Below are 15,400 nucleotides of genomic sequence, written 5' to 3' on the forward strand. Positions count from 1 at the left end.
CGCATGGCGAGCAATGGCACCCAGGGCCTCAAGGACGCGTCCGGCGAGCTCCTGAAGACGCTCGGCGACCGCGCGATGAGCGCCGTCTCCTCCCACATGGACGGCCTGACCGACAAGCTCGAGGACGTCGCCGGCGGCGGCCCCGTCTCGGGCTTGGTCGGCGGCGCCCTGAAGTCGAAGGTCGAGGGCGGCTCCACCACCGGCGGCGCCCTCAAGGGCGCGTTCTCGGGCATCAAGGACAAGATCACCGGCGGCGGAGGTGGTGGCAAGGGCAAGAGCAAGCCCGAGACCAAGGCGACCACCATCTTGGAGGACATCGACGTGGGTGTCCCGGTGTCGGTCGCCTACAACCAGTGGACCGAGTTCGCGAGCTTCCCGCAGATGATGCGGAAGGTCGAGAAGGTCGAGGCCCAGGACGACACCAAGCTCAACTGGAAGGCCCAGATCGTCTGGTCGCACCGGACGTGGGAGGCCACGATCATCGACCAGGTGCCGGACGAGCGCATCGTCTGGCGGTCGAAGGGCCAGAAGGGGCACGTCGACGGCGCCGTCACGTTCCACGAGATCGCGCCGAACCTGACCCGCATCTCCCTGACGCTCGAGTACTTCCCACAGGGGCTGTTCGAGCGCACCGGAAACATCTGGCGCGCCCAGGGCCGCCGGGCCCGCTCGGAGCTGAAGCGGTTCCGCCAGCACGTCATGACCCAGACAATCCTCAACGAGGACGAGCTCGAGGGCTGGCGCGGCGAGATCCACGACGGCGAGGTCGTACAGTCCCACGAGGACGCGCTCGAGGAGGAGCAGTCCCAGCAGGGCGAGGACCAGGAGCAGCCCGAGGACGAGACCGAGGACTACGAGGACGAGGGCGAGGACGAGGGCGAGCCCGAGGAGGAAGGCGAGCCCGAGGACGAGGCCGAGGACTACGAGGACGAGGGCGAGCCCGAGGAGGAAGGCGAGCCCGAGGACGAGGCCGAGGACTACGAGGACGAGGGCGAGCCTGAAGAAGAGGCCGAGCCCGAGGACGAGTACGACGAGGAGGCCGCGGACGAGGGCGAGCCCGAAGAAGAAGGCGAGCCCGAGGACGAGGCCGAGGACTACGAGGACGAGGGCGAGCCTGAAGAAGAGGCCGAGCCCGAGGACGAGTACGACGAAGAGGCCGCGGACGAGGGCGAGCCCGAAGAAGAGGCCGAGCCCGAGGACGAGGCCGAGGACTACGAGGGCGAGCCCGAGGACTCCGAGCAGGAGTCCGAGGAGGAGTCCGAGGAGGAGTCCGAGGACAAGCAGCCCGCCCGGCGCCGTCGTGCGCGCCGGTGACCCGCAGGAACAGACGGAGAGGGAGCAGACATGACAGTCCAAAGCCAGTCGCGTCGTAGCGGCGGCGGCTACCTGCAGCGCCCCGCGCCGAGCGGCCTCGCCGACGTCATCGAGATCATTCTCGACAAGGGCATCGTCGTCGATGCCTACGTGCGTGTCGCACTCGTCGGCATCGAGCTGCTGACGATCGACCTCCGCATCGTGATCGCGAGCGTCGACACCTACTTGCGGTTCGCCGAGGCGACCAACCGGCTCGACCTGCTCGAGCACGGTGCGGGCAAGCCGCTCGACGAGTTCATCGGCAGCATGCAGGAGTCGGGCGCGTCGAAGAAGGTCAGTGGGGCCGTCCGTGGCGCCAAGAAGGCGCTCACGGGTGGTGGCGACGACGACGACGATGAGCGGCGCAGCCGGTCCAGCAGTCGCCGCAGCACGCGGCGCGAGGAGTCGTGAGCACGGGGACGCAGGCGCCGACGCCGCTGCCCCTGCCTGGGGCAGGTACGGACACCGGCTGGTTCGTGTACGGCATCACGAGCCGGTCGGTGTCCGTGCCGGAGTCGATCCGTGGCGTCGACGACCAGCCGGTCCACCTGCTCACGTACGGCGAGCTGGCGGCCGTCGCCAGCGCGGCGCTTCTCGACCGCCCGCCGGGGCGGCGGGCCGAGATCCTCGCCTACACGACGGTGCTCGACACGCTGGCCGAGGAGTCGCCGGTCGCGCCGGTGCGGTTCGGGTCGATCTTCGCCGACGACCAGGACGTCGTCGACCACTTGCTCGCCCCGTCCACCGACGACCTCGCGACGCTGCTCGCCGACCTCCAGGGCCGCACCCAGCTGCGGCTCACCGCCACCTACCGGCAGGAGGTGCTGCTGGCCGGTCTCGTCGCCGACGACCCCGACATCGCACGATTGCGCGACCTCACCAGGGACGCTCCCGAGGAGGCCTACCACGCCGAGCGGGTGCAGCTGGGCCAGCTCGTCGCGCAGGCGGTGGAGCGGATCCGCGAGGGTGACGCGCAGGAGCTTCTCGACACGGTCGCGCCCCTCTGCGTCGGGGTCGCCGAGCAGCCCGCTCGGGGTCTCGACGGCCTGCTCGACGCCGCACTGCTCGTCGACCGCTCCCGCGTCGAGACCCTGGAGGACGTGCTCGAGGTGGTCGCCGAGACGGTCCACGAGCGCATCGAGCTCCGGCTCGTCGGCCCCATGGCGCCGTACGACTTCGTGGAGGGCGAGGCATGGGGCTGATCACCGGGCTGCTCGGCCTGCCGTTCGCCCCGGTGCGCGGCACGGTCTGGGTGGCCGAGCAGGTGCTGGAGCAGGCGGAGAAGGAGTACTACGACCCTGGCCGGATCAAGGCCATGATGGAGGAGGTCGACCGACTGCGTGACGCAGGCGAGCTGACGGACGAGGAGGCCGTCGCCCAAGAGGACGCCCTCGTGGAGCGACTGCTCGAAGGACAGCAACGACAAGGTGGTCAGTGATGGCGGAAGACGACGACACCACGACCGACGACACGGCCGACGAGACGACCGAGGCACCCGCCAAGAAGGCGCCCGCCAGGAAGGCGGCGGGCAGCAAGACCGCCGCCAAGAAGAACGCCGGGACCACGCGGACCGGCGCCAAGACGGCCGCCGCCAAGGCGGCACCGCCGCGCCGGCCCCGGGCCGGCGCGATCGCCCGCGAGGCCGCGGCCCAGCTCTACGAGCTGATCGGTCACGAGATCGAGGGCATCACCGCAGTACACCGCGACGACGACGGTTGGGTGGTCGAGGTCGACCTGCTCGAGCTGCGCCGCATCCCGGCGACGACCGACGTGATCGCGACCTACCACGTGACGGTGGACGAGAACGGCGACCTGGTCGGCTACCGCCGCAAGCACCGCTTCGTTCGCGGCAACGTGGGTGACGGCCGATGAGCCATGAGCTCCCCGAGCCGTCGCAGCCGGTCGCGGCACGCTCCTACGGCAACAGCCAGGCCGGTCGCATCCAGCCGCAGAACCTGGCCGACATCCTGGAGCGGGTGCTCGACAAGGGAATCGTGATCGCCGGCGACATCCAGATCAACCTCCTCGAGATCGAGCTGCTGACGATCAAGATCCGGCTGCTCGTCGCCTCGGTCGACAAGGCCGAGGAGATGGGCATCGACTGGTGGCGCAACGACCCGATGTTCAGCAGCAGCGCCCGCAGCGTCGCTCAGGAGAACGCCGAGCTGAAGCGTAGGATCGAGGAGCTGGAGGCCGGCAACGGCACCAGCGGCGAGGTCCTGGAGGAGGACGAGCAGAAGACGCAAGGGCGGCGCCGATGAGCGAGGGTCGTTACCTGTACGCCGTCACGCGCGACCTCTCCCCCGACGCCGTCGCCGGCACCCGGGCGCTCGGTGGCTCGCCGCTCGAGGTCATCGAGCACCGCGGCCTGTCGGTGCTGGTGAGCACCGTCGACCTCGACGAGTTCGGCGAGGACGCGCTCCGCCGCAATCTCGAGGACCTGGCGTGGCTCGAGGCCACCGCGCGCGGCCACGACGACGTCGTCCGCTTCGCGGCCGAGCGCGGCGCCACCGCGCCGATGCGGCTGGTCACCATCTGTCTCGACGACGCCGGCGTGCTGGCGCGACTCGACGACTCCTACGACCAGATCGTGCAGGCCCTGGCGCGTGTGGAGGGGCGCACCGAGTGGAGCGTGAAGGCGTTCGCACCCACGGCCGCGGCCGAGGAGCGCGCCACGGCCGTGGGCGCGGGCGGCGGCGCGGCCTACCTGCGGGCCCGGAAGGCGGCCGTCGAGGGCCGCCGTGCGCAGGACGAGGCGGCGATGGCGACGGCCGAGGAGCTGCACGACGTACTGTCGCGGCTGGCGGTGGCGAGCCGTCGACTGCCGCCGCAGGACCCGCGGCTCAGCGGCCACGAGGGCCGGATGACGCTCAACGCCGCCTACCTGGTCGACGAGGCCGACGGCGACGCGTTCGCCCGCGAGGTCGAGCGTCTCGCGCGGGAGCATCCGGACGCGCGCGTGTCAGCGGGCGGTCCGTGGCCGCCGTACTCGTTCGCCACCCTGGAGGACGCATGAGTGTCCACAACGCCGACGTCGTGGAGGCCCGACCCGCGGGCGAGATCGCGCTGGTCGACCTGCTCGACCGGCTGCTGGGCGCCGGCGTCGTGCTCGCCGGCGACGTGGTCATCTCGCTCGCCGGCATCGACCTGGTCCAGGTGCGACTGCACGCCCTGATCATGACCGTCCGGGCCGGGATGGACGAGCCGCGATGAGCGAGCAGCGCCGTCTCCTGCCGGAGCGGATCGAGACCGACGCCGAGTCGGTCGAGCGCGACCTGCTCAAGCTCGTGCTCACGGTCGTCGAGCTGATCCGGCAGCTCATGGAGCGCCAGGCGCTGCGCCGCGTCGACGAGGGCGACCTCTCCGAGGACCAGATCGACGCGCTCGGCAACGCGTTGTGGCGGCTCGAGCAGGCGATGGACGAGCTGAAGGATCGCTACGGGCTGACCGCGTCCGACCTCAACATCGACCTGGGGCCGCTCGGACCGCTGCTGGCGGAGTGAGCGCGGCGCGGGGGCGTGACGTCCCCGGCCGGGTGGTGCATGCTTGGCCGCCGTGACCTGGGCCACAGCGATTCTGACCGCCGCTCTCGCGCTTCTCAACTGGGTCTCGGTCGCCTGCGGCTGGTTCCGGGTCGAGTGGTGGACCAAGCTCCTCACGATGGTCGCGCTCATCGCGACTGTGCTCGTTGCCGGCGCGCTCGACGACGCGCCCGGCACCTGGCTGGTCGTGGCGCTCGCCTTCGGGCTGCTCGGCGACGCGGCGCTCCTCGGTGACACCGAGCGCCGGCTGCTGGCCGGCGTGGCGGCATTCTTCGTCGGGCACCTCGCCTACCTGGTCTGCTTCGTGGTGCTCGGCGTCTCGCCCGAGGTCTGGTGGCCGCTCGTCGTCGTGGTCCTCATCGCGACGAGCTGGCCGACGCGGGCGCTGGTCCCGGCGGCCTGGCGCCACGGCGGACCTCGGCTCGCGGTGCCCCTGCTGGCCTACACGCTCGTCATCGCGGCGATGACCGTCTTCGCGTTCCTGACCGGCGAGCCGCTCCTGGCCCTCGGTGCCACGCTCTTCGTCGTGAGCGACTCCCTCATCGCCCTCGGCCTGGCCCGCAACGAGTTCGCCCAGGACAAGGGCAGCGCGCACGTCGCCGTCATGGTCACCTACCACGTGAGCCAGGCGCTGCTCGCCGTCGGCGTCCTGGTCGCGCGCTGACCCCTAGCATCCGAAGCGACGCTCTCGCTCGAAGGAGCCACCCGTGACCGACTTCCCCGCCCTGCCGCCCGGCTTCCAGCTGGGCACCGCCACCGCGTCCTACCAGATCGAGGGCGCCGTCGCCGCCGACGGCCGCGGCCCGTCCGTGTGGGACACGTTCTGTGCGATCCCCGGAAAGGTCGCCGGTGGGGACACCGGGTCGGTCGCCTGCGACCACTACCACCGGATGCCGGAGGACGTCGCGCTCATCCACGAGCTCGGCAGCGACGTCTACCGGTTCTCCATCTCGTGGCCGCGGGTTCTTCCCACCGGCGCCGGCACCGTCAACGCCGCCGGGCTGGACTTCTACGACCGGCTCGTCGACGCGCTCGTGGCGGCCGGCGTCACGCCCGCCGCCACGCTGTTCCACTGGGACCTCCCCCAGGCTCTCGAGGAGACCGGCGGGTGGCGCAGCCGCGACACCGCCCAGCGCATGGCCGAGTACGCCGCCGTGGTCGCTGAACGCCTCGGCGACCGGGTCGGGATGTGGATGCCGCTCAACGAGCCCGTCGTGGTGACGCTGCTCGGCTACGCCCTGGGCATGCACGCGCCCGGCCTGAGCCTCGGCTTCGACGCGCTCCCCGTCGCCCACCACCAGCTGCTCGCGCACGGCCTCTCCGTGCAGGCGCTGCGGGCTGCCGGCGTCACGGGTGGCATCGGCATCGCCAACAACCACACGCCCGTCTGGCCGGCGTCGGCCTCGCCCGAGGACGAGGGCGCGGCCGGGCTCTTCGACCTGCTCTACAACCGGTTGTTCGCCGACCCGGTGCTGCTCGGCGTCTACCCCGAGGGCTTCGCCGAGGCGATGCCCGGTCCGGTCGCAGAGGATCTCGCCGTCATCTCGACGCCGCTGGACTGGTACGGCGTCAACTACTACAACCCCTCGCTCATCGGCGCGCCCGGCACGGCGACCGACGCGGCGCCGGCCGTCGGCGACTTCCCCGTGCCCGCTGACATCGGGTTCGAGATGCGGCAGCTGCTCGGCCGCGAGACCACCGACGTCGGCTGGCCGATCGTGCCCGAAGGACTGACCGAGGTGCTCACCACCCTCGCGTCCCGCTACCCGGCGCTGCCGCCGGTGTGGATCACCGAGTCCGGCTGCTCCTTCCACGACGTCGTCGGCGCGGACGGCGCCGTGCACGACGACCGGCGGATCGCCTACCACGACACCCACCTGCGCGCGGTCGTGCGCGCGATCGACGCGGGGGTCGACGTGCGCGGTTATCTGGCGTGGTCGCTCCTCGACAACTTCGAGTGGGCCGAGGGCTATCGGGAGCGGTTCGGGCTGGTGCACGTCGACTACTCGACGCTCGTACGCACCCCGAAGGACTCGTTCCGCTGGTTCCAGCGGCTCGCGGCCAGCCGGCCCTGAGGGTCTCGATACGCTCGCTGGCGCTCGCACTCGACCAACGAACGATCGCTGGTCGAGTAGCCGGCGCTCGCACTCGGCCAACGAACGATCGCTGGTCGAGTAGCCGGCGCTCGCACTCGACCAACGAACGATCGCTGGTCGAGTAGCCGGAGCCGCTAGGCGAAGGCGTATCGAGACCCGTGCCGGGCCGTCAGGCCTCCAGCACCACCGGGATGATCATCGGGCGGCGCCGGTGCGTGTCGGACACCCAGCGGCCGATGACCCGGCGGATCGTCTGCTGCAGCTGATAGGTGTCAGTGACGCCGTCGCGCAGCGCCGTGTCGACGGCGTCGCGGATCGGCTGGGTGATGCCGTCGAACGCGCCCTCGTCCCAGGCGTTGCCGCGGGCGTGGATCTCGGGGCCGGCGGCGACCTTGCCGCTGACCGAGTCGACGACGACGATGACCGACACGAAGCCCTCCTCGCCGAGGATCCGGCGGTCCTTGAGCTCGGTCTCGGTGATGTCGCCGACCGACTGGCCGTCGACGAATACGTAGCCGCAGTCGACCTTGCCGGCGATCTTCGCGACCCCGTCGACGAGGTCGACGACCACGCCGTCCTCGGCGATCACGACGTTGTCGACGCCGGTCAGGCGGGCCAGGTCACCGTTGGCGAGCAGGTGCCGGATCTCGCCGTGCACCGGCATCACGCTGCGCGGGCGGACGATGTTGTAGCAGTAGAGCAGCTCACCGGCGGACGCGTGGCCGGACACGTGGACGAGCGCGTTGCCCTTGTGGACGACCTTGGCGCCCAGCTTCGCGAGCCCGTTGATGACCCGATAGACCGCATTCTCGTTGCCCGGGATGAGCGAGGACGCCAGCAGCACGGTGTCGCCGGGCTCGATGCGCACGAAGTTGTGGCTGTTCTGCGCGATGCGCGACAGCGCCGACATCGGCTCGCCCTGCGAGCCGGTCGAGAGGAGGACCTGGCGCTCCGGCGGCAGGTCGGCGAGCGTCTTGGCCTCGACGAGCACGCCTTCCGGCACGTGCAGGTAGCCGAGCTCGGCGGCGATCTGCATGTTGCGGACCATCGAGCGGCCGACGTACCCGACCTTGCGGCCGTGCGCGGCGGCGGCGTCGAGCACCTGCTGGACGCGGTGCACGTGGGAGGCGAAGCAGGCGACGATGATGCGCTGCGTCGACTCGCGGAAGACCTGCTCGATGGCCGGCGTGATCTTGCGCTCCGACGTCGTGAAGCCAGGGACCTCGGCGTTGGTCGAGTCGGTGAGGAAGAGGTCGACGCCCTCCTCCCCCAACCGCGCGAACGCGCGCAGGTCGGTGATCCGGCCGTCGAGCGGCAGCTGGTCCATCTTGAAGTCGCCGGTGTGCAGCGCGAGACCGGCGCCGGTGCGGATCGCGACCGCGAGGGCGTCGGGGATGGAGTGGTTGACCGCGACGAACTCGAGCTCGAACGGCCCGAACGTGATCCGGTCACCCTCCTTGACGACGTGCTGCACCGTCTCGCGCAGCCGGTGCTCGCGCAGCTTGGAGGAGAGCAGGGCGAGGGTGAGCTTGGAGCCGACGAGCGGGATGTCCTCGCGCTCGCGGAGGAGGTACGGCGTCGCGCCGATGTGGTCCTCGTGGCCGTGGGTGAGCACGAGGGCCTCGACGGCGTCGAGCCGCTCACGGATGCTGGTGAAGTCCGGGAGGATCAGGTCGACGCCGGGGTGGTGGTCCTCCGGGAAGAGGACGCCGCAGTCGACGATCAGCAGGCGGCCGTCGTACTCGAAGACGGTCATGTTGCGGCCGACGTCGCCGAGACCACCGAGGGGGGTGACCCGCAGGGCGCCCTTCGGCAGCGGAGCGGGCGCAGCGAGCTCCGGGTGGGAGTGGGACATGCAGTTCCTAACTGGGTTCAGAGGAGACCCGCCGCGGTCAACCCCTCGCGCAGCGCGGCGACCTCGTCCTCGTCCAGCGCCACGAGGGGCTGCCGGACGCGGCGGTTGTCGAGGACTCCGAGCAGTTCCAGGGCCGCCTTGGCGGTGGTCGCTCCATAGTTCGGGACGCCCATGACGGCGTCGATCGCGGGGAGCATCCGCGCATACGTCTGTCGGGCGGTGGCGAGGTCGCCGGCGGCGACCGCGTCCACGAGGGCCCGGAGCTGGTCGCCGGCCGCATGACCGACCACCGAGACCACCCCGACGGCGCCGTGCGCCAGCCAGGCGAGGTTGAGGCCGTCGTCACCGGAGTAGATGGAGTAGCCGAGATCGATCAGCCGAGTGCCGCGGGCGAGGTCGCCGGTCGCCTCCTTGACGGCGACGACGGTGTCCCAGGTGATCGCCTCGCGGTAGGTGTCGAAGCCGATCGTCGAGCCGGTGCGTCCCGGGACGTCGTAGAGCATCACCGGCACGTCGGTCGCCGAGGCGACCGTCCGGAAGTGCTCGAGGATGCCGCGCGGGCCGGGCTTGTTGTAGTAGGGCGTCACGAGCAACAGCCCGTCGACGCCGACCTTCGCGGCCTGCTCGGCCAGCTCGACACTGGTCCGGGTGTCGTTGGTGCCGACGCCGGCGACGATCTTGACCCGGTCGCCCACCGCATCGCGGACCGCCGCGAGCGTCTCGGCGTCCTCGACGACCGTGGTCGTTGCCGACTCGCCCGTCGTTCCGGAGATGACGAGGCCGTCGTGGCCGTGGTCGACCAGGTGCTTCGCGACCTTCTGCACCCCGTCGAGGTCGACGGACCCGTCCGGGCGGAACGGCGTGACCATGGCGGTGAGGACGGTGCCGAAGTGCGCAGCAGAGGACATGGCCCCAGGGTATCGCTCCGCACCCGCGACACCGACGACCGCGCGCCCTGGCGGACGCGCGGCCGTCGTCGTCGTGGCGGGTGCCGCTGGGACGCTACGGCCTGCCAGGAGCTGCGGTTCTGCTGGGTCAGACGCGAGGCATGACCTCCGCGGCGACCAGCCGCAGGTGGTCGAGGTCGGCGAGGTCGAGCACCTGGAGGTAGACCCGCTCGACGCCGACCTCCGCATACGCGGCCAGCCGGGCGACCGCCTCCTCCGGGGTGCCGGCCACGCCGTTCTCGCGCAGCTCGTCCTTCTCGCGACCGATCGCGGCGGCGCGGCGCTCGACCTCCGCCTCGTCGGCCCCGACGCAGAGGACGAGGGCCGCCGAGTAGGTCATCGAGTCCGCAGGCCGGCCGGCCTCCTCGACGGCCGCGCGGACCCGGCCGAACTGGGTCGCGACGTCGTCGGCGCCGGCGAAGGGCACGTTGAACTCGTCGGCGTACGCCGCGGCGAGGGCGGGGGTCCGCTTCTTGCCGTGGCCACCGATGATGACGGGGACACCGCCGCGACGGCCGCTGCGCTGGTCCGGCTTCGGCAGGCCGGGGCTGTCCTTGATCTCGTAGTGGGTGCCCTCGAAGTCGTACCCGCCCTCGGTCGCCCACAGGCCGGTGATCACCTCGAGCTGCTCCTCGAGCCGGTCGAACCGCTCCTTGGTGCCCGGGAACGGGATCCCGTAGGCGGCGTGCTCGGCGTCGAACCAACCGGCCCCGAGACCGAAGTCGACCCGGCCGCCGGACATCTGGTCGACCTGGGCGACCTGGATCGCGAGCGGGCCGGGATGGCGGAAGGTCGCGCTGGTGACCAGCGTGCCGAGCCGGATGGTGCGCGTCTCGCGCGCGAGGCCGGCCAGCGTGGTCCACGCATCGGTCGGCCCCGGCAGACCGCTCCCACCCATGGTCAGGTAGTGGTCCGAGCGGAAGAACGCCCCGAATCCGAGGTCCTCGGCGGTCGTCGCAACGGCAAGCAGGTCGTCGTACGTCGCCCCCTGCTGGGGCTCGGTGAAGATGCGCAGCTCCATGACGTCGAGCCTAGTGAGCGCCCCTGGCCCGCCCGCTCACAGGTCGACGAGGCGCACCAGGGCGCGTTCGAGGGCGGCCCGGTCGGCGGCAGGCAGCGCGGACAGCAGGTCGCCCTCCATCGCCCTGATGTCCGACCGGCACGCCGTCACCAGGCGTCGGCCGGCGGCGGTCAGCGACACCACCTTGTTGCGACGGTCCGCCGGGTCCGGCGAGCGCGACACGAGCCCACGGCCCTCCAGAGCGTCGAGGTTGCCGATGAGTCGGGTCTTGTCCCGTCCCGAGGCCGCCGCGAGGTCGCGCTGGGTCGCCGCGTCGCCCGCGAGCAGACTGCTGAGGATCACGTAGTCCCACATCTCCAGCCCGGCACGCTCCAGGATCGGCGTCTCGCGGCGGATGATCTCGCGCAGCAGCTGGGCGGTCAGCTTGCCGAGGTCCGGGCGGTCCATGAGAGGCGATTATTCCTCACGACAGATCGTCTACGGGCGCTTATGGTCTACTCATGACCTTCACCGACGACCTCCGGGGGCTCTTCGAGCAGGCTCTCGACGACGCGACCACCCAGGTGGCGCGTGCCGCCTCGGCCGACCTCGGCCGACCCACCCCCTGCACGGACTGGGACCTCGGAGCACTGGTCGGACACATGGTCGGCCAGAACGAAGGGTTCGCGGCGGCGGTCAGCGCGGGTGACGCCCCGCTCTCGGCGTACGCCGCTCCGGCGCTGCGGCAGGACGAGGTCAGGCCGCGCTGGGACGAGTCAGCCGACCGCCTGCGTGCCGCCTTCCAGGACGCGCCGCCCGACCGACGCCTGCGGCTGGCCGAGTTCGACAGGGAGGTCTCCGTGTCGGTCGCGCTCGGGATGCAGGTCGTGGACAACGCCGTGCACGCCTGGGACGTCGCGACAGCGCTCGGCGAGCACTACCGCCCGGCGGAGGCCGTCGCGCAGGTGGTGCTCGAGAGCGCGCGGCAGATCGCGGGGCGACCCGGCGGGACGCCCGGGGTGTTCGCGCCGCCACAGGAGGTCTCGGGGACCGACCCCTGGCTCGAGGCGCTGGCACTGCTCGGCCGCTGAGCGGAATCCCTGCGCAGGGTCGGCGCGCGGACCGTAACCTGCGCCGGTGACGCAGCGTTCCGAGAGCGTGTCCGACGACGACGTGACCACCGACGACGTGACCACCGACCGGCCGAGCCCACCGATCGGCAGGCCGCTCCCGACGGTGGGCGGGCGACTGGCCGTCCCCGGCCGGGTCGCGGGCGCCGCCCGGAGGCGGCTCGGGAGCCTCTCGCTCAGCACCCGGCGGCTGCTCTTCCACGGTGGGACCGTGCTGGGGATCGGCCTCGTCGTGCTGGCGTCCGTCGTCCTCGGGCCGCACTACTACCGGACCAACGAGACCGACACCCTCCACCACGACTCGACCTGGTCCGTCCGCTACGCCCTGCTGTTCGCGCTGGCCGGCGGCGCCGCCGGCACGATCCACGCCACGGTCGCGCTGCTCCCGGAGCGCGCCCCCCGCACGGACCGCCGTGCCACTCCGAAGGTCGTGCGCTGGTGGTTCTTCGTCGCCTACGCCGTCGTCCACCTCGGCGTCGCAGCCCTGTGCGCGCGGCTCGCGCCCACGACGAGCCCGGCGAGTTCCTCGCCCACCGGCGAGTACCGGACCGATGCGTTCTTCGGGGCGCTGGTCTTCGCCCCGCTGGGCTACCTCGCGGTGCCGATCGTCGTGCTGCTCCTCGTCGTCTCGCTCGTCCTCGTCCCCGTCCTGGCGCTCTCCCTCGCCGTCGCGCTGTACGACGCCGGGCGGGTGCTCGCCACGCCGGGCCGACCGGCCCGCGAGCGGCTCCACGCCGCGGCGGGAGACCTGGTCGCAGGGGGAACCAGCGGCGTGCTGCTGTTCACGCTGCTCGCCGTGCTGACAGCTTCACGTTCGGCTCCTCGTTCGTGGCCGGCCGCGGCGCGGGCACGGCGGCGCTGCTCCTCACGGTCCCCATCGGCTTCGGCGCGGTCAAGGTCGCCGGGGCCGGCTGGGGCCTCGTGCTCCTCGGGAGGCTCGCGGCGGCGTCGGCGACCCTCCTGGTCGTCGGTGCCGTCGTCGGTGCCGTCGTCCGCCGGCTCACGCGGCCGGGTGAGGCGCCCGACGGCGCTGCGTGAGCGTCAGGGGTTGGCGGCGAGGAACAGGAAGGCGGCGAGGAGCACGAGGTGCAGCCCGCCGTGCAGCGTCTTCGCCCGCCCGGGGACGACGGTGAGGGTGGCGACCAGCAGCGAGATCGCCAGGAGGACGATCTGCGTCGACTCCAGCCCGAGCACGAGCGGACCGTCCAGCCAGATCGTCGCGACCGCGATGGCCGGGATGGTCAGGCCGATCGAGGCCATGGCCGAGCCGTAGGCGAGGTTGAGACTGATCTGCACCCGGTCGGCGAGCGCGTGCCGGACGGCGGCGATGCTCTCCGGCAGCAGGACGATCAACGCGATCACTACGCCCACGAAGCCCTCGGGCAGTCCCAGCGCGTGCACGCCCTCCTTGATGGGGTGGGACTCGACCTTGGCCAGTCCGACCACCGCCACGAGCGCGATGAGGAGGAAGACGCCGCTGATCACCGCGGAGCGGATGCCCGGGGGGTCGGCGTGGTCGTCACCGTCGAGGTCCCGCAGCGTCCCGTCGGCGGCCACGGGCAGGAAGAAGTCGCGGTGGCGGACGGTCTGGGTGAAGACGAAGAGCACGTAGACCGCTAGCGACGAGACGGCCGCGAAGGCCAGCTGCGCCCCGGAGAACTCCGGCCCCGGGTGCGAGGTGGTGAACGTCGGCAGCACGAGGCAGACGACGGCGATGGTGGCGACCGTCGCCAGCGCGGACCCGGTGCCCTCGGGGTTGAACACGGCCAGCCGTCGGCGCAGGGCGCCGACGAGCAGGGACGCGCCGGCGATGCCGTTGATGCAGATCATCGCCGCGGAGAAGACCGTGTCGCGGGCGAGCGCCGAGGTGTCGCTCCCGTCGGAGGCCATCAGCGTCACGATGAGGCCGACCTCGATCACCGTCACCGAGGCGGCCAGCAGGAGCGAACCGAACGGCTCCCCGACCTGGTGGGCGACCACCTCGGCGTGGTGCACGGAGGCCAGCACCGCGCCGATCAGGGTGGCGGCGATGATCGCGACGATCAGTCCGTTGGGGTGGCTGCCCCACGTGAGAGCCAGCTCGAGCGTCGCCACCGCCGGAACACTGATGGTCCACTGCAGCCGCGCCACGAGTGAGCCGAGCCGGCCCTGCAGGAGGTTCACCCGTCGGCCGCCCGCCGGTCGAGCACGACCCGGTCATAGAGCTCGTGCGGCTCGCGACCGGTCTCGGCCCACTCCGCGTCGGGGTACGCCGGGTAGTGCACGTCGCCCTCGGGAGCCAGTCGGACCCGGGTGATGACCTGACGGTCGGCATACGGCAGGGCGGCGGCGTAGACCTGCGCTCCCCCGGCGACCATGACGTCACCGGGCAGGCCGGCGGCGAGCGCGAGCGCGTCCTCGATCGTGTTCGCGACCAGCACGCCGTCGTAGCACCACTCCGGGTCGCGCGTGAGGACGATCGTCGTGCGGCCCGGCAACGGGCGGCCGATCGACTCGAACGTCGTCCGGCCCATCACCAGCGTGTGGCCCATCGTCAGCGCCTTGAACTCGGCCTGCTCCCCCGGGATCCGCCACGGGATGTCGGGTCCGTTGCCGATGACGCCGTTCTCTGCCACCGCCGCGACGAGGACCACCCGCTTGCCGAGGACGGCCAGCTGCTCGTCCGGAGACTCAGACAGCAATGGGGGCCTTGATGCCGGGGTGCGGGTCGTAGCCCGCCACGCTGATGTCCTCGAGGTCGAAGGCGTCGATCGCCGTCACGGCCGGGTTGAGCACCAGCGTCGGCAGCGGCCGCGGCTCGCGCGTGAGCTGGAGCCGGGCCTGGTCGAGGTGGTTGAGATAGAGGTGGGCGTCCCCGAGGGTGTGGACGAAGTCACCGACCTGGAGGCCGACGACCTGGGCGACCATGTGGGTCAACAGGGCGTAGGAGGCGATGTTGAAGGGCACGCCGAGGAAGACGTCGCCGCTGCGCTGGTAGAGCTGGCAGCTGAGCCGGCCGTCGGCGACGTAGAACTGGAAGAGCGCGTGGCACGGAGCGAGCGCCATGTCGGGGATGTCGGCGGGGTTCCAGGCGCTGACGATGTGCCGGCGGCTGTCGGGGTTGCGGCGGATCTCCTCGACGACCTGCGCGAGCTGGTCGAGGTGGCGCCCGTCGGGCGTGGGCCAGCTGCGCCACTGGGCGCCGTAGACCGGGCCGAGGTCGCCGTTGTCGTCGGCCCACTCGTCCCAGATCGTGATGCCGCGGTCCTGCAGCCACTTCACGTTGGTGTCGCCACGTAGGAACCACAGCAGCTCGCCGAAGACCGACCGGGTGTGGACCTTCTTCGTCGTCACCAACGGGAAGCCGGCGCTGAGGTCGAAGCGCATCTGGTGACCGAAGACGCTCAGCGTCCCGGTCCCGGTGCGGTCGCTCTTCTGGACGCCCTCGTCGAGGATCCGCTGCATCAGGTCGAGGTACTGCCGCACGAGCCTCACCCT

At 71.6% G+C, this 15,400-nt stretch carries 18 protein-coding genes and 1 pseudogene; 12 read left to right on the forward strand and 7 right to left on the reverse strand.

Features of this window, described 5'->3' with window-relative positions:
• Positions 1-3: 3 nt before the first annotated feature.
• The 11 genes and pseudogenes from QDS12_RS17060 (at position 4) to QDS12_RS17110 (ending at position 6,970) form a co-directional block, all read left to right on the forward strand.
• Complete coding sequence (locus QDS12_RS17060; RefSeq protein WP_279881142.1) at positions 4-1,314, forward strand: SRPBCC family protein; 1,311 nt, start codon at positions 4-6, stop codon at positions 1,312-1,314.
• Between the two features lie 72 nt (positions 1,315-1,386).
• Positions 1,387-1,557 (forward strand): annotated as a pseudogene (gene gvpJ / locus QDS12_RS22680) (gas vesicle protein GvpJ); the annotation flags it as partial.
• A gap of 203 nt (positions 1,558-1,760) precedes the next feature.
• Entirely contained in the window at positions 1,761-2,555 is a 795-nt protein-coding gene (locus QDS12_RS17070) for a GvpL/GvpF family gas vesicle protein (RefSeq protein WP_279881145.1), read from the forward strand.
• Positions 2,546-2,791 (forward strand): gas vesicle protein GvpG, encoded by a 246-nt coding sequence (locus QDS12_RS17075; RefSeq protein WP_279881146.1) that lies wholly within the window; start codon positions 2,546-2,548, stop codon positions 2,789-2,791. Before QDS12_RS17070 ends, QDS12_RS17075 begins: the two co-directional genes overlap by 10 nt.
• Positions 2,791-3,225 (forward strand): gas vesicle protein, encoded by a 435-nt coding sequence (locus QDS12_RS17080; RefSeq protein ID WP_279881148.1) that lies wholly within the window; start codon positions 2,791-2,793, stop codon positions 3,223-3,225. The genes QDS12_RS17075 and QDS12_RS17080 overlap by 1 nt, the downstream gene beginning before the upstream one ends.
• On the forward strand, positions 3,222-3,614 hold the full coding sequence (locus QDS12_RS17085) for a gas vesicle protein (RefSeq protein ID WP_279881151.1): 393 nt from the start codon (positions 3,222-3,224) through the stop codon (positions 3,612-3,614). Before QDS12_RS17080 ends, QDS12_RS17085 begins: the two co-directional genes overlap by 4 nt.
• Entirely contained in the window at positions 3,611-4,369 is a 759-nt protein-coding gene (locus tag QDS12_RS17090) for a GvpL/GvpF family gas vesicle protein (RefSeq protein WP_279881153.1), read from the forward strand. The genes QDS12_RS17085 and QDS12_RS17090 overlap by 4 nt, the downstream gene beginning before the upstream one ends.
• Entirely contained in the window at positions 4,366-4,566 is a 201-nt protein-coding gene (locus tag QDS12_RS17095) for a gas vesicle protein (RefSeq protein WP_279881156.1), read from the forward strand. The genes QDS12_RS17090 and QDS12_RS17095 overlap by 4 nt, the downstream gene beginning before the upstream one ends.
• Complete coding sequence (locus QDS12_RS17100; RefSeq protein WP_279881158.1) at positions 4,563-4,856, forward strand: gas vesicle protein K; 294 nt, start codon at positions 4,563-4,565, stop codon at positions 4,854-4,856. The genes QDS12_RS17095 and QDS12_RS17100 overlap by 4 nt, the downstream gene beginning before the upstream one ends.
• A 52-nt stretch (positions 4,857-4,908) precedes the next feature.
• Entirely contained in the window at positions 4,909-5,559 is a 651-nt protein-coding gene (locus tag QDS12_RS17105) for a lysoplasmalogenase (protein ID WP_279881160.1), read from the forward strand.
• A gap of 43 nt (positions 5,560-5,602) precedes the next feature.
• Positions 5,603-6,970: a GH1 family beta-glucosidase gene (locus tag QDS12_RS17110; protein WP_279881162.1), complete on the forward strand. Its 1,368-nt coding sequence runs from the start codon at positions 5,603-5,605 to the stop codon at positions 6,968-6,970.
• A gap of 190 nt (positions 6,971-7,160) precedes the next feature.
• Here the strand turns inward: QDS12_RS17110 and QDS12_RS17115 are convergent, their stop codons facing one another.
• The 4 genes from QDS12_RS17115 to QDS12_RS17130 all read right to left on the reverse strand — a co-directional run bounded on the left by QDS12_RS17115 (position 7,161) and on the right by QDS12_RS17130 (position 11,261).
• Positions 7,161-8,846 (reverse strand): ribonuclease J, encoded by a 1,686-nt coding sequence (locus QDS12_RS17115; RefSeq protein ID WP_279881164.1) that lies wholly within the window; start codon positions 8,844-8,846, stop codon positions 7,161-7,163.
• 17 nt (positions 8,847-8,863) lie between these two features.
• Positions 8,864-9,754: a 4-hydroxy-tetrahydrodipicolinate synthase gene (gene dapA / locus QDS12_RS17120; RefSeq protein WP_279881166.1), complete on the reverse strand. Its 891-nt coding sequence runs from the start codon at positions 9,752-9,754 to the stop codon at positions 8,864-8,866.
• A gap of 127 nt (positions 9,755-9,881) precedes the next feature.
• Entirely contained in the window at positions 9,882-10,814 is a 933-nt protein-coding gene (locus QDS12_RS17125) for an LLM class F420-dependent oxidoreductase (protein WP_279881168.1), read from the reverse strand.
• Between the two features lie 36 nt (positions 10,815-10,850).
• A complete protein-coding gene (locus tag QDS12_RS17130; protein WP_279881171.1) occupies positions 10,851-11,261 on the reverse strand; it encodes a MarR family winged helix-turn-helix transcriptional regulator in 411 nt (136 codons plus the stop codon).
• A 53-nt stretch (positions 11,262-11,314) separates the two neighbouring features.
• Between QDS12_RS17130 and QDS12_RS17135 the strand changes: the two genes are divergently transcribed.
• A complete protein-coding gene (locus QDS12_RS17135) occupies positions 11,315-11,884 on the forward strand; it encodes a TIGR03086 family metal-binding protein (protein ID WP_279881173.1) in 570 nt (189 codons plus the stop codon).
• Between the two features lie 1,080 nt (positions 11,885-12,964).
• On the opposite strand, the gene QDS12_RS17140 is transcribed toward QDS12_RS17135, so the two are convergent.
• Genes QDS12_RS17140 through QDS12_RS17150 form a run of 3 tightly spaced genes read right to left on the reverse strand, consistent with a single transcriptional unit; the run spans position 12,965 to position 15,388 of the window.
• Positions 12,965-14,086, reverse strand: a complete 1,122-nt coding sequence (locus tag QDS12_RS17140; protein WP_279881175.1) for an ionic transporter y4hA — start codon at positions 14,084-14,086, stop codon at positions 12,965-12,967.
• On the reverse strand, positions 14,083-14,604 hold the full coding sequence (locus QDS12_RS17145) for a dihydrofolate reductase (protein WP_279881177.1): 522 nt from the start codon (positions 14,602-14,604) through the stop codon (positions 14,083-14,085). Before QDS12_RS17145 ends, QDS12_RS17140 begins: the two co-directional genes overlap by 4 nt.
• Positions 14,594-15,388, reverse strand: coding sequence for a thymidylate synthase (locus QDS12_RS17150; RefSeq protein ID WP_279881180.1), 795 nt, complete (start codon positions 15,386-15,388; stop codon positions 14,594-14,596). Before QDS12_RS17150 ends, QDS12_RS17145 begins: the two co-directional genes overlap by 11 nt.
• Between the last annotated feature and the right edge of the window lie 12 nt (positions 15,389-15,400).

Source organism: Nocardioides sp. CER19 (assembly GCF_029846275.1).
Lineage (GTDB): Bacteria > Actinomycetota > Actinomycetes > Propionibacteriales > Nocardioidaceae > Nocardioides.